Consider the following 23,481-nt stretch of genomic DNA (forward strand, 5'->3'; position numbering starts at 1 on the left):
GGCAGATTTTATTTGTACCCACCTTGAACATTGAGTTTTTTGTTGCTGTCGTCAATTTAGGTATTCAGGAGAAGTATCACAACTTTCGAAAAGAGTTGCACAACTAAATCACCTGAGCCACATTGAGATTATTGTTGCCGTCGCCCTTCCAGGCAATGTATAGACTATTGTTGTGTACACAAAGAGCCGGGGATTCAGGACTTGTCTCAGGAGACGTGTATTTGTTCCCAAAGGTCATTCCGTTGTCCGCCGAGTACATCACATTCAAATTGTTGTTGCCGTCGCCTTTCCAGGCAAGATATAACCGACCATTAAGGGAGGCAAGTGCCGGACTGACAGGACTCGTATCACCAAGAGTAACCTTGTTTGAAAAATCAGTGATATTGTCCCCATTCATGGTTACCTGAGCAACATTGAGGTAATTGTTGCCGTTGCCTTTCCAGGCAATGTATAGACTATTGTTATGTACACAAAGAGCCGGGGATTCAGGACTTGTCTCAGAAGAAGTGTATTTGTTCCCAAAGGTCATTCCGTTGTCCGCCGAGTACATCACATTCAAATTGTTGTTGCCGTCGCCTTTCCAGGCAAGATATAACCGACCATTAAGGGAGGCAAGTGCCGGACTTACCGGACTCGTATCACCAAGAGTAACCTTGTTTGAAAAATCAGTGATATTGTCCCCATTCATGGTTACCTGAGCAACATTGAGGTAATTGCTGCCGTTGCCTTTCCAGGCAATGTATAGACTATTGTTATGTACACAAAGAGCTGGGGATTCAGGACTTGTCTCAGAAGAAGTGTATTTGTTCCCAAAGGTCATTCCGTTGTCCGCCGAGTACATCACATTCAAATTGTTGTTGCCGTCGCCTTTCCAGGCAAGATATAACCGACCATTAAGAGAGGCAAGTGTCGGACTTACCGGACTCGTATCACCAAGAGTAACTTTGTTTGAGAAACCTGGTGTTTCATATTTTACTTTCAGGGTAGCAAGTGTTGTTTTGTATGAACCGCTGCCCTTGGAGTAGGCAAGAGTACTTGACTGCCCAGCAGTGATATTATCTGTCACGTCCCAGGTATTCAGACCGCTATAATTGGATGGAGTGCTTCCTGTTTTTGCTACGCCATTGAAGGTGTAGTTGGCATCTGAGTAGGAGAAATAGCGGATCTTGCTTTCAGCACTGACCCATCCGCTGGAGAGTCCAGAGGTATCAAAGATGGTGTTCCCGTTTGCAGGACTGGACCAGTCGCCTCCGTGGTTCACCCAGTAGTAAGTCTGGTCTGTGGACGAGGTATTATTGTAGGCAACAACCAGAGTTACTCCCTTAATCCTTCCGTCAAAGTTCTTTCCGCTGATTGCTTCGCTCTTGACATTGATTGCAGGGTTTGCTGCGGAGATAAGGCTTGTCACATCGTACTGGGCCTCGTAGTCCGAGTAAACCTTATTTACATGGTCGTTGAGCGGGAAAGAAGCTCCGTTCGTCAGGGATGCGATGTCCATAGTTTCGGTACCTAGAGTGGATTCGTAGGTACTGTCCCCATCTCCATCTAATTTCACTGTTGAGGAAAGGGCGTAGGTGTTGGCTGCTGAACCGGAGTAGGTGTTAACGTACAGTTTTGCCCACTGGATATTTCCTACTGCTGCCGCCGGCAGAGTGAAGGTCTGGTTCACTTCAGTGGCAGGCCAGGTCGTGGGTGAACTTATGTAGAGATCCCCGGAAACGGTGCCGGACTGGACAGTATTAAGCGGTTCGCGTACATTGCCTACGGAGATGTAGTGCAGTTTGGTCTCGTCATCACTGCCACCGCTGTTGCTTACGGTTAGCTGTATGTCGTAGGGAACTGCGGTTGCAAAGCTGTAGGATGCGTTTGTCTCGTTGGAGAACTCCACCCAGCCTGAGCCGTTATTGTATTCCCACTTCCATTCGGTCGGCGAGTTCGTGGACTGGTCCGTGAAAGCTACTTGGAGAGGAGCAGTACCTACTAAAGGTGTTGCAGTGAAGGCTGCGACCGGAGCTGATACATTCGAGTCACTTACAGTAATAAAGTCTGTCTTTACCTCGGAATCGCTACCTTCGGGTCCAGTGACTGTGAGGTTGACAGTGTAGGTTCCGGGCGAATTATAGGTGTGCGAAACGTTCTGACTGGTTGAATTAGTATTGTCCCCGAAGTCCCAGAGCCAGTTAGTCACATTTCCTTCAGACAGGTCTGTGAACTGAACTGTAAGAGGGGCTGTTCCGCTGGTCACATTTGCAGTAAGGTTAGCATCCAGAGCTGATGGTACCGATTCTACGTATTCGACTACAAGTATCTGCTGGAGTACGTCCATACCCCCGCTCACAGTTCCCTGTATTCCGGCTTCATTCCCGGTTGAGTTGATGTAATTCTTCACATCAAAGACCGATGCACTGGCAGTGTAGGCATCTCCGTGCCATGCATTAGTTGCTACGGTGTTTCCATTGAAGAGCAGGTTTCCTTCATCCGGCCCGGCACTTCCTGCAAAACTGTAAAGCGTGGCATTTGAAACATTGCTGACGTCAATAGACATGCCTGTGAAAGGAGCGTATGCAGTAGCCTCTTCGGGAGTGGTTCCATAAGTTGACTCAGATACTCCGAGCTCGTCGCACTCTTCATTGATAAAAATCTGTTTCCTGGTCATGTTAGGATTTTGGTAGATTATTACAAGAGTGCTGGGATACAATGCGGTCAGGTCAGCAAAAGTAGAATTATAGGGGTACATCTTGAGTCCGTTGTAATCGGTTGAGTTATACAAGTTAGTCACATCATAGACAACAAGACCGTACTCATAATCAGCATACAAGCCAAAGTTACTCATGTCGGTGTAGAGGATTCCGTTTCCTGTTGAAATGTTTCCGTAATCGATTATTACATTGTTGAAGGAAACATTCCACCATGGATATCCCCCTGGAGTTTCATCCCAATTGTAGGCGACATAAAGTAAGGCCTGTTCAATAGTAGAACCGCTCGGGAGATCCGGGTTCGGAACACTGCCACCCCAGGTTTCCGTCCTACCATTAGACCATGCCCCTTGACTCCTATATGAAGTGCTCGGTTGCGAGGATGACGAAACGTCCCCATTAAAATCATAGGTGTGTTTCGTAGTTATGTCACTTGCGCCTTCCCAGTAACGTTTTCCTTTATACCCATTGTATCTGACCGGTACAGCCGCACTGCTCCGGTTATTGTTGGCTTCATTGGTTTCAGGAATCAGATTATCCGGGTCGATAACTGCAGTATAGGTTACGGTGCTTCCCTGGAGGTCTCGGATGGTGGGATCGGTAATGAATATAGTTGTTGTCCCTCCACCCGCAAGGGAAGAAATCGTTTCCGTGTTTACAGGAACAGTACCGGATACGTCGCTCGCATACACGTCTACAGTAATATTAGTAAGGTTTTCTGTTCCGGAGTTAGTTATGCCGTAAACCACAATGGTATTGGCTTCCTTGGCAAAGACAACATCGCTTGGTGAAATAAGAACTGCGGCTATGCTGAGGTCGTTTGTTTCTGTAGCAATAGCCACGCTGACTCCGCTACTTAGAATCAGCACTAGCATTATCAGAATCAGTTTTATGTTCGTGAATTTTCCTCCTATGTATTATTTTTTAATTATTCGGTCCTTAAATATCTTGATCGATGCTTATTTTGACAAAACGTAGAAGCATAGTTCTTTGGCAGATTAAAAAAATTAAAAATATCATCAATAGCCAACGATTAAATATTTGCATAAATTTCTCGCATAATCTCATAGGGAGTTGTTGAGATTGTTTTGTTCAGGTTGAATGGTTATACTCTATTATTAATTGTAGAATTTACTCCATTTCATTGTGATTTTTTATATTCTTTATTCCAATTCCGATTTCAAGGGATTGACTGCTGATTCTAGTCTTTTTGTGCTTGCTTCTCTTTGAAATTAGGCAGGTTTTACTACAATCAGCGCCTTTCTATTTTTTAGATTCTCTGTGGCTTATATTCTATATTCGGACGATTTTTGGAAAGAAAGCGTCGATCGACACTTACCAGTAAGTATATATAGAGAATCTACGATAATCCCTTAAATATGGAAAGGGATCTTTCCTATCCTTTTCCAGGTTATCCTCGATAGTTTTTTGCGGGAACTATCGAGCTCTACTATGCAAAGTCCTGGAAATCTGCTTTTCTCGTTTTTCAGGATCTTTCTGTCCATGGGATTCAATCGTCTTTTCTGCTGTATTAGACCATTGATCGTCGAATGGGTCCCTCATAATCCTTGCTTGCCGTATATTGATCGAAATGTCTTGTAGGGCGGGGCAGGATTTATTTACCGGTCGCACTTTTGGACTCTACTTCCCTTCGACATATTTGTAATTTTTTGCCATTTATATAAAGTTATTTCATAGATTTGACATATTTTTGTATGATTTTTTCATATTATATAATAAATATTTTAACTAATTTCTTACAAATCTGTATAAAAAAGTATCAAAAGTTTTAAATTTATTTTGTTTTTATTCGATATTGGTTGGCAGTGTTTCGTTAACTTAAACCTCATGTCTATATCTCTATATCAGAAGTATCCTGTTTCCGACATTGATATTTCCGAATATCATTACAGGGTTTTCATTGTAATGTTTACTACAATGTTAATTATGGAAGTTGTATTTCATTATTTCTAAATAAATATAATAATTAAGTTAGGGTGTACCGACTGTTTGTGGTTATATTCCGGAAATCAGGAGATTTTACAACAGTAAATAAATATATATTACTATTTAATACTATAAATATTATAATTCATCATATTTATTTATATTATTGTCATCTTTATTAATATTTTATGCTAATAAATAAACAAAAATATCAAATATAATGGAAGCATACTTTATCCCTCTTTTTAATTTAGTTTAACTGAGAATACAAAATAATGGAGTATGATAATCAAAGTCGCGCTGGCGCACTTCGCTGCAAATGTTGTTGAAGATCAACTCTCAATCCTTTTTAATTCACTTATTGTAGAATATATTGTATCGATACTTGGCACCAAAACGAGATGGTAGGTAATCTGACCATAGCCATGGCTAAAACTGTTCAATTCCAACGTATATCACATCCAGTCTATAGGCGGCTGGTACCACCTATGGCCACGGTGCTGAAAAAAGCTCATTTTACAAAAAAAGTAATGATTTAGATATTTAATGAGAAAAACGAAGAGGCGAGGGTTCACTTCATCCCCGACCTAAACAGGCTGTACGATAATTACCTTCGGTAATAAATGAATTCCTTTTTTTTGATTTAAAGGGCTTATTTGCTTTCTTTTTCGCATTTTTCTATTACTATTAATAATTGTCAGACAGCCTCTAAAGGTGGGGTATTAGTAAGTAGCCCAGGGGAATTTCACCCCCAAGCCCTCTCAGATCCGTACGTGAATCTCTTGATTCATACGGCTCCCATTATCCAGCCATAAAGCCTTGTTTTGTCCATTGGTTCCTCCCTTGAAAACAAGGTTGACCGCAGTTCAAAACTGGATAATACAATCCCTTCGCTCCATGCCCATTACAGGCACTTCATCACTAACGAATTGTTCCGCCCCTGTTCGTCTCATCGATATTTTTGTCCTTGCGGGTCCACCGCTTGGAGTTTTCTCTTAACATCGATGAGCAGGTTCCCACGTTCCACAGAAAAGCCCGAGTTAAGTTCCCGCCACCTATATACCGATCACCATCTGGTCAGTAAACAGAGTATCTTCTAGACTTATCCCAGGTTAGTCACGCAACCTGGTTTTGATGACATCATCGCGTTTTCGATACGTCTTCAGTGGTTCATTTCATTCGGCTCCTTAACCCACACCTGACGAAGTCATAGCCTCGCCTTTTCCCATAATGCTCACTACCGTGGCTTTTGACCAAAGCAGCTTATGGGTGGTTTGGAATCACTTCCTGTAAAGCGAGTCCGAGGGGTCTACCCTCATCTTTTCTGCAGCCTCGTGGCACACCGGGACCCTCTGCGCTCCCCTTGTAATAAATATTTATGAGAAAATTCTAAGTTTAACTTACAAATCGATCAGTGAATTATTTATCAGCAAATATTAAAAAATCTATAACCTACCATTCACTAATAAAAAAGGATTAAAATGAATTAAACTAGTGTCGAGTCAATCCTCAATTGTCGGATAAAGACGTGACAATTTTATTCTTGCATCATCTGTTGTGAATTGCCAATTAACCTTTGAATTTTTGTTGTTTCTGTAATTTTGCCATGCGCATACTTCTTTCCTAACAAGCTCGATGTTATCCATTCTTCTTTTTAAACATTGACCTGTAAGTACGTTCAGTTCAATCTCTGCCATGTTCAACCAGCTTCCATGTTTTGGTGTGTACACGAACTCAAATCTGTCCCACAGCGCCTTTGCTTTGGGTGGTGGAAATGTTTCGTAGAGAGATCCAGGTATATGCGTGTTTAAATTGTCCATTACTAACGTAATTTTATCTGCATTTTCATGTTGACCTTCTATTTCTTCCAGGAAATAAGCCCATTCTCGCTTTGTTTTTCTTTCAGTAATCTTTACCATTCTTTTCCCTGTCAATGGTTCACAAGCAAGGAATACATTGCACACCCCATTTCGCTCATATTCATAATCGTACCTGGATGGCTTTCCTGGTGAGCAGGGAATAGGAATCCTGGTTTCTGCAATCAGTTGTTTTGGGGATTCGTCCATACATACAACAGGATTTCGTGGATCAAACGGACGTTTATAAACATCCAGAACCATTTCCATATTCGCAACAAAGCTACTGTTTTGTTCTGGAGGAATTACCCATTGTTTCTTTTGCCAGGGTTTAATTTCGTTTTTTTAAAGTACGCCGTACTGTTTCGTGAGAAATATCCTCGAAATAGCCAAGTTCTACAGCCTTATCGGCTAATAATCTCAAAGACCATCTTGCAAAACCTTCAGGGGGTTGACTGCAACTAAGGGCGACTAAATGGGCTTCAGCGTCACCATCAACTTTTTTAGTATAAATGCGATCGCTTTCTTTCCCGTTGAGGGCAACTTCAAGTCCTTCTTCAACAAATCGCTTCTTAACACGGTCAATTTTTTTCATACTAATATTCAGGACACGTGAGATTTCTTCATTGGTTGAATGGGTAACATTCAATTCACTTTTATCGCAATTAAGCAAGATCAGAGCATTGAGAATTTGTTGAGAGTTATGTTTTCCCTTTGAAGCAAGTTCACAAAGAGATCTACGTTCATCTTCGGTAAGTGTCACAGTATATCTAATCATAAATGATACTTATGAAGATCATTCTATGTATCTCTTAAGACCTTTCATCGTTGACGCGACACTAGAAAAAATTGAATAATATCATATTAAATCAATTAAAAGTTCTCTAAAATTACTTTTTCAACAAAATAAAAGTTATTAATGGATATTATTGAAAGATAAGTACCTTTAATGAAAGTGACAAAAACTTAGCTTCAAAAATTATTTGAATTCCACATTTTGAGGCAATTATTTTGTACGGATAAGTAATACTAATTTTAAATATGATAGTATTAAATATTATGAATATCATCAAAAGTGTTAAATATCTGCTCAACATATGTCGTTCTGTCTAAAAATGTCTGAAGACAACAAAACAGACACCAGACACGCCTCCTAAATGTCTGCGACGCATTCGACTCTGAGAATTCCTCGCCTGTAAATTATGCAGGTGAGGGGTTTCAGGTAGAGAAAAATATCCGTATCTATTTGTGAATAGTGTCCGAAAGTATAATTCAGAGAATTTTATCTGCGTTTTTTGAGAAAAAACCTGGACTCAAACTCTATAGGTTCTGATCCATATTGAAAATAAATGAAAAAAATGTTATGGCAGCGTACCAAAAGTTGCGGAAATTTGAGAAAAATTTATCTCAATTCCCTTTCATTTTATCATTTTTAACCATATTTTTTCATTTTTTCCTGTTCTTAGATCATTGCAAACATATCCACAACATCATCAAAGTCTATCCTCCCGTTTCCGTTGAAGTCGAAGTACTCAACAGGCATATTTTCCTCTATCCAGTCCATGTTGTGGAAGTACGCCACTATATCCACGAAACTGAACTCCCCGTTTCCGGTAAGGTCTTCATAGAGCCCATCTCCGTCGAGGTCTCTAGGGGCATATTCCTGATCAGGCAGTGGGGACAGAAGGGTTACTTCAATTGTCCCTGCCAGGAGAGCTGGTTCGATAGAGTCTCCGGAATCGTCCTCCAGACGTTTAACCCCTATTGAAAGGTTCGCTGAACCAGATTCCTTTCCAGAAACCGTGAGAGTAGCAAGCACAACATCTGCTGCCCCCTCCTTAACGGAATCTTCCAGGTCAATAGTCTTCAGGTAGATAGAAGAATCTGGAAGGGTAGAGTTCTGAGTAATCAGAGCCCAGGAGGGGTACTCTATATCAACTATCTCGGCAACAGCCGGGTCATCAATAGCAACGGTCAGGTTGTAGCCTGAAAGACCTGCAGGGAAAAGGCTGGCAACGAGATTTATTTCAGTAGATTCGTTTTCCGCCACAGAGGAATTTTCCGGGTCGAAGTATAAAGTAACAGTTGATCCGGAAGCTTCGGAAACTTCTATGTAATCCGTTTTTAACTCGAAGTCAGAACCAGCAGCATTTTCCACAGTCAGATTTACGGTGTAGTTACCTGCTGCAGAATAAGTATGCGAGGGGTTCTGCTCAGTTGAATTAGCTCCATCTCCGAAGTCCCAGAACCATGAAGTCGGAGACCCGGTTGATGTATCGGTAAAGTTTACTGCCAGCGGGGCATCTCCGGATGTCGGGGTTGCCGTAAAGTCGGCCACTGGCTCAGCAGGTGCCGATTTCTCATATTCGACAACAAGGATCTGCTGGAGTGCGTCCATACCTCCGCTTGTAGTTCCCTGGATTCCAGCCTCGTTACCGGTTTCATTGAGATAGCTCTTTACGTCAAAGACCTGTGCATTACTGGTTTTCGAATCACCCTGCCATGCATTGGTTGCCACTATGTTTCCGTTGAAAAGCAGGTTTCCTTCATCGGACCCCGCACTTCCTGCGAAACTGTATAGTGTAGCGTTCTGGACCTTACCTGTTTCAATAGACATCCCGGTGAAAGGAGCATATGCAGTCGCTTCTTCAAGAGTGGTCCCGTAACTGGATGCTGATACACCAAGCTCGTCGCATTCTTCATTGATGAAGATTTGTTTCCGGGTTTCGTTAGAATTTTTGTAGACCACAACAAGGGTGCTGGGGTACAGTGCGACTTTGCCGTAGAGGTTATTATCACCATCATAGGGGTTTGTGACAAGGCTGTTACCCGACGAGCTAAACCTGTCAGTTACATCATAGACACAGAGCCCATATTCATAATCAGCATACGTGCCAAAATTGCTCCAGTCCCTATAGAGAGTTCCGTTCCCGGTTGAGAGGTTTCCGTTCTCTATTATGTTCCCGTTGAAGCTGAGGTTCAACCACGGATATCCGCCAGCGGTCTGGTCCCAGTTGTAGGCGAAATAAAGGAAGACCTTTTCTATTGTGGAACCGCTCGGGACCGGAAGGTCGCTTGCAGTCCAGGTTTCGGTCCTGCCGGAACCCCATGCTCCAACACTCTTGTAAGCAGTTGCAGGCATCGTGGAGTACAGAAGGTTCCCCTGGAGGTCAAAGGTATGCTTGGTAGTGATATTGCTTCCGCCTTCCCAGTAGAGACCTTTTCCTTTGTACCCGTTGTATTTGACCGGTACAGCCCTGCTTTTGTTGTTGTTGGCTTCATTGGTCTCAGGAATCAGATTATCCGGGTCGATAACTGCAGTGTAGGTTACGGTGCTTCCCTGGAGGTTTCGGATGGTGGGATCGGTAATGAATATAGTTGTTGTCCCTCCACCCGCAAGGGAAGAAATCGTTTCCGTGTTTACAGGAACTGTACCGGATACGTCGCTCGCATACACGTCTACAGTAATATTAGTAAGGTTTTCTGTTCCGGAGTTAGTTATGCCGTAAGCCACAATGGTATTTGCTTCCCTGGCAAAGACAACATTGCTTGGTGAAATAAGAACTGCGGCTATGCTAAGGTCGTTCGTTGCCACTTGACCCGCTTGAGTTACGGTTATGTAGTTTGTCTTTACTTCCGAATCGCTTCCGTCTGCATTGGCAACGGTGAGGTTGACAGTGTAGGTACCCACAGTTTCGTAGGTATACGATGGGTTCTCTTCTTCGTTGTCAACATTTCCATCGTTGTCAAAGTCCCATGCATAGGAAGAGACAGTACCGTTTGATGCGTCGGTGAAGTTGACCATCAGCGGTGCATCTCCGGATGTCGGGGTTGCCGTAAAGTCTGCTACCGGCGGCTCCGGGAGTGGTTCATTGACAACAATGTAATCAGTCTTTACCTCAGAATCACTTCCGTCTGCATTGGCAACGGTGAGGTTCACAGTGTAGTTCCCGGCTGAGGTGTATGTAAAAGAAGGATTCTGGTTGGTACTGTCAATGATTCCATCGTTTTCGAAGTCCCAGGCCCAGGATGTAGGGGAGCCAGTAGACTCATCGGTAAACTGGACCGTCAAAGATGCATATCCAGATGTCGGTGATGCTGTGAATGAAGAAACGGGGATAACAGGACCGCTACCGACAACGTTGTAGTTTTCAAAAGGCTGCATCAGGGGATGGTTGTCGGTTCCAAGGTCGTTTGGAACTGTGTAGGAGGTATCGCCGATTCCGTCACCATCTGAATCAGTGCCGTTGTAGTCGGACCAGTAGTTACCCATGTAGCCAGTATAGGTGGTTCCATTGTAGGTGTATTTGATGGGGGTGGTGGAGTTCCAGTATGTAATGGAAGGAAGTGTACCTCTAATCTTGGTGATTTCTGAATTGTTGGATATGGTGTTTAAATATATCTTGTTTTCATCTCCTGCATCTCTAAAATAAAATGCATAACCATTTGATTCGATATGATTGTTTTTTACTGTAGTATTGGCTGCATTAAACCAAATAGCAGAATCTTTGCTGTTTTTGATTGTATTATTTACTATTATCGAATTATCTGCTTTTAATTCCAGTCCTTTGTTTGTATTATTTATGATTATATTATTCTCAAAAATCGTATTTACGTGCAGGTTAACAGAGGTAAGTCCATCAAACACACAATCTCTGATAGTTATATCCGAAGCTGTGCCAGTAACTGATTGAATATTTGGCGCTGTTGTTATTTTCATTCCTTCAAGGACAGTTCCGGTTGCATTTGCATAAGTCGCAGTTTGCGGAATATCTATTATACCATTAACGGTTACTAGATCAGGGCCCTCACCTTTTATAGTAAGGTATGGGATGGGGACTGCAAATTCATTGTATGTCCCAGCATAGACATAAATTGTATCACCGGAAGAAGCACTGTTGACAGCAGATTGTATAGTCGTGAAATCTGCTCCTCCGTCGTCATCGACGTACCAGGTCTTTGCTTCTGCAGGTGTTATTAACACCGTGCAAAGAAGGGAAAACAGAATTATAAATATTCTTTTATTCATCTATCATTCACTCCTCATTTCTGAAATTTTAGCCCGAAACTCCTGTGATTGTGGCCTTTTTCAGCAGGATCTGAGAGGATGTTCGGGATTGAATCACAATTATTTTGTAGCTCTTTTAGTCTGAAGGGGGTTCTCCCAATAATAAAAAACAAAAAAATTTGCGGCGTATATAAAAAAATCTGGATCTGCGTTAATATTGTGTTTTTCAGATCAGCCCAAATTATTGATTTTAAGTCACTGTCTATAATTTATTTCTCATTTCTGAAGTCAGGAACGAAACTTTCCAAGTATCGTGGCCTTCTCTCAGCCTTCCAACATTCGATTCAATGTTGTGGAGTTGATCCGAATTTGGATTCCGAATTTACTGGAGAAGATCACGTTTCAGACTTGGATAATTTAGTATAAAAAATGGTTACGATATATATAAATTTATCTAAAAAATAAGAATAGTATCTAGTTATATAGGTATTAAGTAACAAAAATAAATCTATTTTTAACACTCATCTTGCTAATTATGAATTACGTGGTTAAACTAAAATTCCTCCAAAAGGACGTGTGGTTCACTTCAGAGCATATGGATTTGTAAAGGTGTTTAGGATAGTTTCAAAAGATGGAGACACGCAACACTGGGTTACAGATGTGCAAGATATGGATGAATCAAAACGTGAAGAGTTGGCAAAAAAGTCATGGAAAATTGAGGGATACCATAGAGGGATAAAACAGTTCTGTGGTGTTGAAAAATGTCAGGCAAGAAAGGAAGAGTCACAAAGAGCACATATACTGTTCTCATTAAGAGCCTTCCTTAGACTGGAATTACAGAGGGTAAAAAGTGGAATATCCTGGTTTGAAAGTGCCATGAAAATTAGAAGAGTTGCAGTGACTGTATATCTAAATAATCCTCTGTACACAGTAAATTAATCCAGATATTTGGTAAGTTATTGAAAACGATATGCTAAGACCAAACTGCGTAACTCTTATTTAAGTTGTTATTAGATAAATTTTTCACGAAATCAGCTATGTTAAATATTAGCGGCAATAAAGGGATTATGTGAGAAATGGCAAAACCTCAATTATCAATTCTTGGATATACATTTTGATTTTAGAAAAATAGAACCGAATTAAGGTCAATTTCTGTAATAAGGTAGATAAACTGAAGCAGACAGTCTAACTTATAACCAATTGGAGTCTCCAAAATCTTCTTAAAAAAGGGAGGTTTTGATAAACCTCCAAGTTAACGAATCAAAGTTTTTACTTTGCGTTTTTTCTAAACTTAGGAGATCATACTTTTTTGAGCCACAATTTTACATAATCTGTTGCGATATGTGAGTGGTAGTCATCATCTTCGGTCTTCTGTTCTGCCAGCACAGTCACATTATTATTAATGATATAGTTCCCAAGGTTATTTGTTATTCCTCCTGTCAGGTAATTCTCGTTTCCGTCACCATCACAGTTATCCAATTCTTCATAGCCAGTTCCATTCCAGATGTAGAGATAAGCTCCATTGGAATTACCTCCTGCATCATGCCACCCAGCACCATTCCATGTTACGTTGATCGAATCAAAATTAGATAAATCGTTACAGCAACTGACATTGAACACAAACCTATGTGCTGCACGTTTTTCATAGGTGTCAGTATAATGTTCCGCAAAAACTCCATCATCATATTTGATCTCATCGTACTCTGTCCCTGAAAATTCATCATCCGGATCATTGCTGACAGATGGTGGCAGGCCAGAAGCCTCTTTCTTGTACGCAAACATACATATCCCTGCCCTACCCAGCGTTTCATTGCTGAAGTCGTAGATAAGAGATTTGTCCTCTACGGTCAGCAGGGCAAGCGGGATCTTGAAGTAGCCACTGTATGTTCCTGAATCAGTTGCGTTTCGATCGTATGTCATATAGCTGTCGTTTCCACTGGTAACATTGGTTGTGACGTTCCAGCTCTGCCACTGGAAGTATTCTCCCTGCCCTGGATTAGCCCACGGCAACTGATCATCGTCACTGTTGAAGGTATAGTTCCCGTTAAAACTCGCAAGGGGGAGTACAGTTAAGTTTGCTTCCCCGGGAGTATAAACTACCGACGTATTGAAGGTAGTGTTCCCTTTGTAAGGATGAGGGAAGCCACCCGTATAAGGCGAAAAAATACCATCTGTCTTATATGAGTCCGTGTCATGGCCCTGGGCTACCCAGTAATGAGTTACATTACAGGACTGATTATTATATGCCACCACAAGGACGATCGCCTTCACCCGGCTTTCGAATGGAGCTTCACCTATCAAATTGGTCACGCTCACATTTGTTGAGACAGTTGATGAGGTGATGTTGTCAGTCACGTCATACCAGATCAGGAAATCGCTCGTTACACGGTTACTGTGGTTAGTTATCCAGACCGGACCACTGCCTGCCCCTCCAGTACCCGCAAGATAAAACTTGTATTCAGTGTTCATGCTCTCAGAGCCCAGAGTTTCGTAGCTTGAGCCACTTCCGTTAAACTCCGTAGTGACATTCTGGGGATAATTGTTTTCCATGTGTCCAATGTAGGTGTCTACATAGAGCCTTGCCCATACGATATCATCTGGGTCACACGGTAAGGTGGTCTCCCAGTGAACCGGGTCTGGATATGCTTGATCAAACCCGGGATAAGCATCGAACCACAGGTCTCCGGTTACTGTACCGTATGTACCGTTCGCAGTGATAAGGGGAACTCCTCCGAGGTACGGGTCTGCTGCGGCAGGAGAGGCGATTGCAAATAAGAGCACCAGTGCACCTAAGAGGAGCAGGGGAGCGATCGGCGTCGTGCCGCCTATTTTTATTGAATTTTCTTTTTTAAACATAAGTATTTTCTCCAAATTTTGTTAATTTTTGAGTTTTGTTTAGTTAAAATTCTCATTTTGAGGGAATTTTTGGTTGGTTTTCTTTCATACCTGCTGCTCAGGTAAGGATTAGAGTGTACTTTTCGGAAATTAGGCAGCAGGTTTTACTACTATCAGCGCCTTTCTGTTTTTGTGGAGTTGCTTCATTTCCGGTCCATCATTCGATAGTTATTTTGTAAGTTATCTGAGAGATGCTGTCCAGTAAGTTTATATGGATAGCCTGAAATAATACAAATAGCCTGGAAATAGATTATTTTCATCTCTCTCCAAGTCATCCTCGACGGTTTTATTGTGGGAACTGTCGGACGGTAATGTGCAAGAGTCTGGGTCGATCCTTATTCTTTCCAGACTCTTTCTGTCCAATAATTCAATCACCTTTTCTGGATACCTCAGGTGACTGATCGTCGGAGATCTCTCTATATACTGGTTTACCTGATACTGGCCAGCGGACTTTGCAGGTCAGGTTCCGAATTTTTTACCTGTCGTAAATTTTGGACTCCACTTCCCTTCGACATAATAGTAATTTTTTGCCATTTATATAAAGTTATTTCACAGATTTAACGTATTTTTGTATAATTTTTTCATATTATATAATAAATATTTTAACTAATTTCTTACAAACAAGTATAAAAATGTATCAAAAGTTTTAAATTTGGTTTGTTTTTATTCGCTCTTGGTTGGCAGTGTTTCGTTAACTTAAGCCTCATGTCTATATCTCTATATCAAAAGTATCCGGTTTCCGGCATTGATGTTTCCGAATATCATTACAGGGTTTTCATTGTAATGTTTACTACAATGTTAATTATGGAAGTTTTATTTTATTATTTTTTTAATAAATATAATAATTAAGTTGGAGTATATCGACTGTTTGCGGTTATATTCCGAAAATCAGGAGATCTTACAACAGTAAATAAATATATATTACTATTTAATCATATAAATATTATAATTAATAATATTTAATCATACTATTATCATTTTTATTTATATTTAGTATTCAAAAATAAACAAAAATATCAAATAGAATGGAAGCATACTGTATACCTCTTTTTAATTCAGTTTAACTGAGAATACAAAATAATGGAGTATGATAACCAAAATTACGCTGGCGCACTCCGCTGCAAATGTTATTGAAGATCAACTCACAATCCTTTTTAATTCACTTATTGTAGAATATATTGTATCGATACTTTGGCACCAAAACGGGATGGTAGGTAATCTGACCATAGCCATGGCTAAAACTGTTCAATTCCAATAAATATCACATCCAGGCTATAGGCAGCTGGCACCACCTATGGCCATGGTGCCAAAAAAAGCTCATTTTACAAAAAAAGTAATGATTTAGATATTTAATGAGAAAAACGAAGAGGCGAGGGTTCACTTAATCCCCACCTAAACAGGCTGTACGATAATTACCTTCGGTAATAAATGAATTCCTTTTTTTTGATTTCAAAGGGCTTATTTGCTTTCTTTTTAGCACTTTTTTATTACTATCAATAATTGTCGGACAGCCTCAAAAGGTCGGGGTATTCGTGACCCTCAGCGCTCCCATTGCAATAAAGGGCGTATGTGAAAAATGGCAAAACCTCACATGACTAATTTTATTAATTAACCAGTTTAACAAGCAATTCGGCTTCTGTCGGAGGTTCTGCAAGAGCTGCATACACAGAGAAATGAGTAAGTTCGGCAAAAATTCTGTTTTCATTGAGAGTACTGTCCAGCTGCGTCCATGTGGAATTGGTTTCATCATAGCAGTAGATGGAGGGGAAGTTGCCCTCTATTGAGTTGTTGAGGCCCAGGTTGAGCCGGACAAAAGGATCGAACTCCGCTCCATCAGGCCCGAGTTTACAATAACATTTCCCTGCCAGGTATAAAGAGCCTGGAAGAGCCAGCTCATCTGCCTGTGTTATTGTTATTGCTTTAAGGGGTTCATTCTGGTTATCACTCAACTTCGTACCTTTTGGAATGAATACAAAAGCACCAAGAGCCTCATTTTCCACCGTGATATCCAGCAGAGCATAGCCATCATTGTCCAGGTAAGATGTAAGGTCGGCTCCTGATGCCAGGGTCACCTGTGTCAGGGTTTTGTTGTTATACGGCGTGTATGAGATGTTATTATATAAGGTGATTATATTCTCGGAATCGGAACTTTCGGTGTAGAGCTGCCCGCATAAATCTGAGTAGGCATGGGCCTGGGGCACCCTATGGGCTCCAAGCTGCTCGGAGCTGATACTATAAGAAAAGGTCTTTTTTTCTTCCGGATCCAGCACAAACTCCCAGTATAGATAAGAAGAACTGTTCGTTAGATTGACATCCTCTAAAGAAGAGCTATTATTCAGTGTAAAAGTCTCCGGCAGCAGGTCAAAAAGTCGGACATTCACTGCTCTTTCCTGGATATTTTTTACTGAAACTGTAACATATACCGGGCTCCCTGAAAAGCCTTCTGAACCTGCGTTTTTATAGATATTCAGAGGTTCGGAAACCTCAATTTCCACATCATCAGAAAGAAAATGCTTACCAGAATCGTCCTCCCAGTTCACATTTACGGTAATGTTATAATTTTCTTTTACCTTTTCCGGAAACTTAAACCTCAGTTCACATTTCTTTTTCGAGCCCTTATCAAGTACCACTTTTTCAGGACATCCCTCTCTGACAAGGAGCCCGTCCGAATCCAAATCGAGGCTTATCTTTTCGGCTTTTACCTGCCCTGTGTTTCGAAGTTCCATATCAACGATTACCTCATCATTAAGCAGGTATTCATCTTTGTCCTCTTCGAGATCAAGTTCCAGAATCACATTTTCTTCAATATCTTTTTTTGTTTCAAAAAGGAGCTCGACTTTTGGGGAAAAGAGACTGCCAAACATCGGAAGAGTTCTCTGGTCAGTAACATTGAATGCCTTTAACCTTAAATTCTTGCTGTCCATATAGCACCAGCCAGAGCTGTTATTTTCAAGAACCGTCTCCCCAAGGATGGTATCATTTTTCGACACCCGAATCAAGACCATACCGTATCCGTCAAATTTTAGTGCTTCCAGGGTGTACCCGTCTTTGGAGACGAGAGAGTTTTCAAGTCCCAGGGTAACGGTCAGGTTGTCCCAGTCATCTTCATTTGCCGATGCAGGTAGAGAGCTTGAGAGTAAAAACAGGGCAGTGAAAAGAACTAAAACCGCACAAAAGTGATATTTTCTGCTCTTCTTTTGGCTTACCCTTTTGTTCACAGCCGTTTCCCCCTGTTTCGATATCTCAAGAATAAAATTGCAGAAATAAACCCGATTCCCTCGGAAATTGGGGATAAAACCGCCTGTTTTTCGTATTCCCTTGTCTGGGAACCTAAAATTGACTGATTAACCGGTTCCGTTTCATTCTCGGCCTTCGAAGAAACAGTAAGGTCGGATTGGGAAGACTCTTTGCTGTCTGTGGAAGACTCTTTGCCTTCTACAACAATGAGTTCCCTTCCTGTGTTGTTTTCTCCGTCGACTGCAGATACGACTATTGTATTGGGACCCGAAACTACAGGCACGCTGGCACTCCAGCTCTCGCCTGAGATCAGAGCATTTTGCCCGTTAACATCAACTGTGAGATTTCGGTTTGTATCTTCAATTGTCCCGCTAACTGTAAGGTAGCCAGCATCTACCCTGGCCCCATCTTCCGGATAATCGATCTCAAGTTCGGGGGGAGTTAGATCCACGACCTTAGCAAGAAAAGGACTGTTCCAGTTGTTTACTTCACAGGTTTCTTTTTTCTTGTTCGTGTAGTCAACATAAACTTTCAGGGCCTGTTCCCCATCCCAAGCGGGTTTCCAGTTGAACTCAATTGTTTTACTCTTTCCGCTGGAAAGGGAAGATACTGGAGCAGTAGAAACAATTTCTCCATCGGCATAAAGCGCTGCCTGAAAACCATATGCAGAATCCTTACCAATATTTTTGATGCTTGCTTTTATAGTGTTGTCTTTCCCTGCATAAAGTAAAGGAACGGTAAGCCCGGAGACGATAAGGTCAGAAGTTCCTTCTTCGCCCGTTCCCAGAGTCAGAGCAGCCAGTACGGGATGCACATAATCTTCCTCATCTCTTTGGAATTTGAGTTCATTGTCGTCTTCTTCAAGCAAATCCAGTACATCGAAGAATTTGAAGTCAAAATAACTTTTTGAGTTTGCAATGTCGTTACTGTTCTCCCCGTCAGAGAGCTGTTCTTCGTTAAAATAAAGAGAATCATCAAGCCCCGGAGTCCCGCAGAGATACACCACGGCCAGGTTTGCAGTGTTATACTTGTCCGTATCCACCTTGCCCGAGAAGTCCGCATACCCTTCATCATGAGTTGATGCCAGGGTTTCGCTCCAACCCTTCCCATGCAGGTTTATATTTCCTTCTTCAACCCAGTATTTTGTGCTCTGTCCCTCTTTATCTTCGTATACTGCAGCCAGGATTATGCCGTAAACTCTGCCATCAATGTCTCCTTCTGTCTGGGCTTCCACAGTTACGGGCCCGGTACTTATATTCGTGCCCACATCATAGGCAATCCAGTAGACTCCATGTCCCGTGCAGTAGATAGCAGGGTTCTGATCCTCATCATCCCCCTTATCGTTTTTACCCTCCAGATCCAGGCTTTCGAACTCCTCCCCGTTAATAGTAAGGTCAAGAGTCCCTGTTTTTTCTTCTGTGCCTCCCCACACCCCTACATAGACCCGGGCCCAGGTTACGACATCTCCAGGCACATTGAACTCCTGCACATAAGGGGTTTTCTTAAGCCCTTCCCCCCCATCAACATAAAGCCCGCCTTTTACAGTACCCGAGGTAATTTCAATCAGTTCATCCTGTTCTGGGGTGCCTTCGAAATTGTAAGTTGCGAGGCATGGAGTAATATAAATAAAAAAGATAAGTATCCCTGCAAAGTACAGGAAAAACCTGTTCAAGTTCCTGCTTTCTGACGACATACCATTCTCCAGCCCCTTTCAGTGTCAGTTATTTAAGTTCCTGTTAGATAAAACAATGCAGGCTACTGGTTTTTAGAACTATTTTCTGCACCGTTTCAGGGATATCTCAATCAAGTTATTTTTTCCTACAATTTTTAATATTTGTCACACTTTATATGTTATATCTATATAAATTTTTCTAATTGTTGCTATTTTATCTAAAATATCTAATATTTGTTATGATCAAGTTATTAAATAGTAGAGATTAAAAAGTAGAGATTTCAAAATCAATAATTAATACTCTCCAGACTGTCTCAAAACTCAAACCATTTCTACAATTGAATAATGAGCAACGTTGAATTTAAAAACAAGACCACCTAAATTAGAGAAATTTATACATGAATTAACCTTGTAGTAGAAAAATTTGACACAATTATAGAATTAACTTTAGTTTTGAGACAGCCTGACTCTTATTGTATGAAATGCAAACCTCAAATCTCACCGGAAATAACTGTAAATACCGTCAAATCTACCGAAGCAGCGTCTTCAAGCCTCCAAGTTTTCATATCGGAGTTGATAAATTGTCTATTCCTGAAATACCCTAATCATTGCAGATAATTTGCAGAGAACCACCTCATTAAAAATGTTTTCCAAATAAACAAAAGAACAAAAGTTGTGGGAAATTTGAGAAAATATTTCTCTATTCCCCTTTTTGTTTTTTCATTTTTCTCTATTCCTTTTGTTTTTTCATTCTCTTTTTCCCTAATCATATCATTGCAAACATATCCACAACATCATCAAAGTCTATCCTTCCGTTTCCGTTGAAGTCAAAGTACTCCACCGGCATGTTTGCCTCTATCCAGTCCATGTTGTGGAAGTATGCCACTACATCTACGAAGCTGAACTCCCCGTTTCCTGTAAGGTCTTCATAGAGTCCATCTCCGTCAAGGTCTTTAGGGGCATATTCCTGGTCCGGCAGTGGGGACAGAAGAGTTACTTCAATTGTCCCTGCCAGGGGAGTTGGCTCGATAGAGTCTCCTGAATCGTCATCCAGACGTTTAATTCCTATCGAAAGATTCGATGACCCTGATTCCTTTCCAGAAACCGTAAGAGTGGCAAGCACAACATCTGCTGCATCTGCTTTAACAGTATTATTCTCATCGACAGTCTTCAGGTAGATAGATGTCCCTGGCAGGGTAGAGTTCTCAGTAATCAAAGCCCAGGAAGGGTACTCTATGTCGACTATCTCAGCAACAACCGGGTCGTCGAGAGTAACTGTCAGGTTGTATCCTGAAAGGCCTGAAGGGAAATTGCTGGCAACGACACTTATTTCAGTAGATTCGTTTTCTGAAACTGAGGAACTTTCCGGATCGAAATAGAGTGTAACGGTTGATCCGGAAGCTTCGGAAACTGCTATGTAATCCGTTTTTAACTCGAAGTCAGAACCAGCGTCATTTTCCACAGTCAGATTTACAGTGTAGTTACCTTCTGCAGAATAAGTATGCAAGGGGTTCTGCGCAGTTGAATTAGCTCCGTCCCCGAAGTCCCAGGACCATGAAGTCGGAGACCCGGTTGATGTATCGGTAAAGTTTACTGCCAGCGGGGCATCTCCAGATGTCGGGGTTGCCGTAAAGTCGGCAATTGGCGCAGCAGGTGCCGATTCCTCATATTCAACAACAAGGATCTGCTGAAGTGCGTCCATACCTCCGCTCGTCGTGCTCTGTATACCCGCCTCGTTTCCTGTTACATTGATGTAGTTTGTAGCATCAAAGACCAGAGGGCTTCCTGAATTTGAACTTCCCTGCCATGCATTAGTTGCCACTATGTTTCCGTTGAAAAGCAGGTTTCCTTCATCGGGCCCCGCACTTCCCGCGAAACTGTAGAGCATAGCGTTTGTGACCTTTTCCACGTCAATGGACATGCCGGTGAAAGGAGCGTATGCAGTCGCCTCTTCAGGCGTGGTCCCGTAACTGGACGCAGATAAACCAAGCTCGTCGCATTCTTCATTGATGAAGATCTGCTTTCGGGTTTCATTATCGTTTCCGTAGACCACAACAAGGGTGCTGGGGTACAGTGCGTTTTTGTTTTCACCAACAGGCGTCATGACAAGGCTGTTTCCTGCAGAACTAAACTTGTCGGTTACATCGTAGACACAGAGCCCGTATTCATAGTTAGCATACGCTCCAAAATTGCTCCAGTCCCTGTAGATGGTTCCGTTTCCTGTTGAGATGTTTCCGTTATCAAGGGTGTTCCCGTTGAAGTTAATATTCAACCACGGATATCCGCCGGGCGTCTGGTCCCAGTTGTAGGCGACATAAAGGAAAGCCTTTTCTATGGTGGAGCCGTCCGGGACCGGAAGGTCACTTGCAGTCCAGGTTTCGGTCCTGCTTTCCCATCCGACAGGTTGGTAAGCAGAATCAGGCTGTGTGGAATACAAAAGGTTTCCCTGGAGATCAAAGGTATGCTTGGTAGTGATATTGCTTCCGCCTTCCCAGTAGATGCCTTTGCCCTTATACCCGTTGTATCTGACATTTTTGGCCGCACTGCTCTTGTTGTTGTTTGTCTCGTCCGTTTCAGCGATAAGGTTGTCCGGGTCAACAACGGCAGTGTAGGTCACGGTGCCGCCTTCAAGGTCACGGATAGTGGGGTCGATCAGGGTTACCGTGGTCTTTGCATCGCCCTCAAGGGACGCAATCGTTGTCGTGTCTACGGGAACTGTTCCACTGGAAACGTCGCTTGCATACACAGCTATCGAAATGTTGCTAAGGGTAGCAGTCCCTGTGTTTTGGACATTGAGAACTTTCACAGGATTTGTTTCCCTGGCAAAGACCGCAGAAGCCGGAACGGTGTTGACGAGCCCTGAGATTCTAAGGTCATTTGTTGCCACTTGGCCCGCTTGAGTTACGGTTATGTAATCTGTCTTCAGTTCGGAATCGCTTCCTCCAGCATTTGAAACCGTGAGGTTTACGGTGTAGTTACCTGCTGAAGTATAGGTATGCGAGGGGTTCTGCTCAGTTGAGTCTACAGTTCCGTCGTTATCAAAGTCCCAGGAGTAAGAAGAGACTGTACCCGTAGACTGGTCTGTGAAGTTGACTGTTAACGGTTCCATACCTGATGTCACGTCTGCTGAGAAATTGGCTACAGGTATTTCAGGAAGCACTGTTATGTAACCAGCTTTCACATTTTGTGTCCAGCCATCATATGCTACAATCACATCATAAGTGCCAGGTTCGGTGTAGGTATGGGTGATGTTGAAATTAGGTGAGTAATCGTATGTCCCATCCCCATCTACATCCCAGGCCCACATGTTCCAGTACTCAGGAGCCAGACCAGAAACGTTTCCCGTGAACTCCACGGTGAGAGGAACGGTTCCTTCAGTCACATTTGCTGTGAAATCCGGAGACGGGTAGACTACAGTGATATGGTCAGTTTTCAGCTCGGAATCACTTCCTGCTGAGCTGGTAACCGTAAGTTTCACAGAGTATGTGCCTTCACCAGTATAGATGAATTGGGGGTTCTGCTCCGTGGAATCCACGTCCCCGTCATTGTCAAAGTCCCACTCCCAGGTATCCGGAGATCCGCTTGAACTGTCCGTGAAATGCACTGTAAGCGGTCCGACTCCTGAAGTAATGTCTGCGGAGAAGTTGGCAACAGGGGCTAAAGGTAGTGGTTCACTTACAGATATGTATTCTGTCTTCACTTCGGAATCGCTTCCACCTGCATTGCTAACAGTAAGGCTAACCGTGTAAGTTCCTTCAGTTGAGTAGGTGTGCACCGGGTTCTGTTCCGTAGAGTTGTTGCCGTCCCCGAAGTCCCATGCCCAGCCAGTTGCATTGGTAGATATGTCGGTGAATTGCACGGTCAGGGGTGCAGGGCCACTGGTGGTGTTAGCAGTAAAGTTTGCGACTGGTTCAACTGTTTCCACCACAGCAGACGCCAGTCCGGTCATGCACATCAGTGCAGCTATACAGAGAATCAGAAATATTCGTTTCATCTTTCACTCACTCCACATTTCTAATATTTTCACCAGCAAATCCTGTGACTGTGGCCTTTTTCAGCAGGATCTGAGGGGGTTGTTCGGGATTGAATCACAGTTATTTTGTAGCTCTTCTAATCTGAAGGGGAAATCTCCCAATAATAAAAAATAAAAAAATTTACAGTGTATATCCA

9 protein-coding genes and 2 pseudogenes are annotated in these 23,481 nt (G+C 42.2%); 1 reads left to right on the top strand and 10 read right to left on the bottom strand.

Going from position 1 to position 23,481, the window contains the following annotated elements; genetic code table 11:
* Positions 1-103: 103 nt before the first annotated feature.
* From MA_RS09105 to MA_RS09120, 4 genes and pseudogenes are all read right to left on the bottom strand, one after another.
* A complete protein-coding gene (locus tag MA_RS09105) occupies positions 104-3,565 on the bottom strand; it encodes a DUF3344 domain-containing protein (protein WP_226990808.1) in 3,462 nt (1,153 codons plus the stop codon).
* A gap of 1,435 nt (positions 3,566-5,000) precedes the next feature.
* A pseudogene (locus tag MA_RS26710) lies at positions 5,001-5,092 on the bottom strand (IS200/IS605 family transposase); the annotation flags it as partial.
* 1,053 nt (positions 5,093-6,145) lie between these two features.
* Positions 6,146-7,277 (bottom strand): IS630-like element ISMac18 family transposase gene (locus MA_RS25255; protein WP_226990809.1). Its coding sequence is split into 2 segments (ribosomal slippage): positions 6,146-6,845 and positions 6,844-7,277, totalling 1,134 coding nucleotides; the frame shifts between segments, so codons are not numbered across the junction.
* Between the two features lie 684 nt (positions 7,278-7,961).
* The gene (locus MA_RS09120; RefSeq protein WP_011021759.1) at positions 7,962-11,528 is read right to left on the bottom strand and encodes a DUF3344 domain-containing protein; all 3,567 of its coding nucleotides are present in this window, start codon (positions 11,526-11,528) and stop codon (positions 7,962-7,964) included.
* Positions 11,529-12,083: 555 nt separating this feature from the next.
* Here MA_RS09120 and MA_RS09130 point away from each other — a divergent pair.
* Complete coding sequence (locus MA_RS09130; RefSeq protein ID WP_011021760.1) at positions 12,084-12,446, top strand: hypothetical protein; 363 nt, start codon at positions 12,084-12,086, stop codon at positions 12,444-12,446.
* Between the two features lie 360 nt (positions 12,447-12,806).
* Here the strand turns inward: MA_RS09130 and MA_RS09135 are convergent, their stop codons facing one another.
* The 6 genes and pseudogenes from MA_RS09135 to MA_RS28170 form a co-directional block, all read right to left on the bottom strand.
* Positions 12,807-14,363, bottom strand: coding sequence for a DUF3344 domain-containing protein (locus MA_RS09135; protein WP_048065207.1), 1,557 nt, complete (start codon positions 14,361-14,363; stop codon positions 12,807-12,809).
* A gap of 1,201 nt (positions 14,364-15,564) precedes the next feature.
* Positions 15,565-15,657, bottom strand: a pseudogene (locus MA_RS26715) (IS200/IS605 family transposase); the annotation flags it as partial.
* Between the two features lie 349 nt (positions 15,658-16,006).
* Positions 16,007-17,620, bottom strand: a complete 1,614-nt coding sequence (locus MA_RS09140) for a hypothetical protein (protein ID WP_048065208.1) — start codon at positions 17,618-17,620, stop codon at positions 16,007-16,009.
* Positions 17,617-19,332 carry a DUF3344 domain-containing protein gene (locus MA_RS09145; RefSeq protein WP_011021763.1) on the bottom strand — a complete coding sequence of 572 codons (1,716 nt, stop codon included), beginning with the start codon at positions 19,330-19,332 and terminating at the stop codon, positions 17,617-17,619. The genes MA_RS09140 and MA_RS09145 overlap by 4 nt, the downstream gene beginning before the upstream one ends.
* A gap of 584 nt (positions 19,333-19,916) precedes the next feature.
* The gene (locus MA_RS26720) at positions 19,917-20,081 is read right to left on the bottom strand and encodes a hypothetical protein (RefSeq protein WP_157860139.1); all 165 of its coding nucleotides are present in this window, start codon (positions 20,079-20,081) and stop codon (positions 19,917-19,919) included.
* A complete protein-coding gene (locus MA_RS28170) occupies positions 20,078-23,305 on the bottom strand; it encodes a DUF3344 domain-containing protein (RefSeq protein WP_011021764.1) in 3,228 nt (1,075 codons plus the stop codon). The genes MA_RS26720 and MA_RS28170 overlap by 4 nt, the downstream gene beginning before the upstream one ends.
* Positions 23,306-23,481: the final 176 nt, after the last annotated feature.

It is taken from the genome of Methanosarcina acetivorans C2A (genome assembly GCF_000007345.1).
GTDB classification, from domain to species: domain Archaea; phylum Halobacteriota; class Methanosarcinia; order Methanosarcinales; family Methanosarcinaceae; genus Methanosarcina; species Methanosarcina acetivorans.

Coding starts and splice junctions, on each gene's coding strand:
- MA_RS09120 (WP_011021759.1), bottom strand. CDS start 11,528: ATGAATAAAAGAATATTTATAATTCTGTTTTCCCTTCTTTGCACGGTG.
- MA_RS26720 (WP_157860139.1), bottom strand. CDS start 20,081: ATGATTAGGGAAAAAGAGAATGAAAAAACAAAAGGAATAGAGAAAAAT.
- MA_RS28170 (WP_011021764.1), bottom strand. CDS start 23,305: ATGAAACGAATATTTCTGATTCTCTGTATAGCTGCACTGATGTGCATG.
- MA_RS09145 (WP_011021763.1), bottom strand. CDS start 19,332: ATGTCGTCAGAAAGCAGGAACTTGAACAGGTTTTTCCTGTACTTTGCA.
- MA_RS09135 (WP_048065207.1), bottom strand. CDS start 14,363: ATGTTTAAAAAAGAAAATTCAATAAAAATAGGCGGCACGACGCCGATC.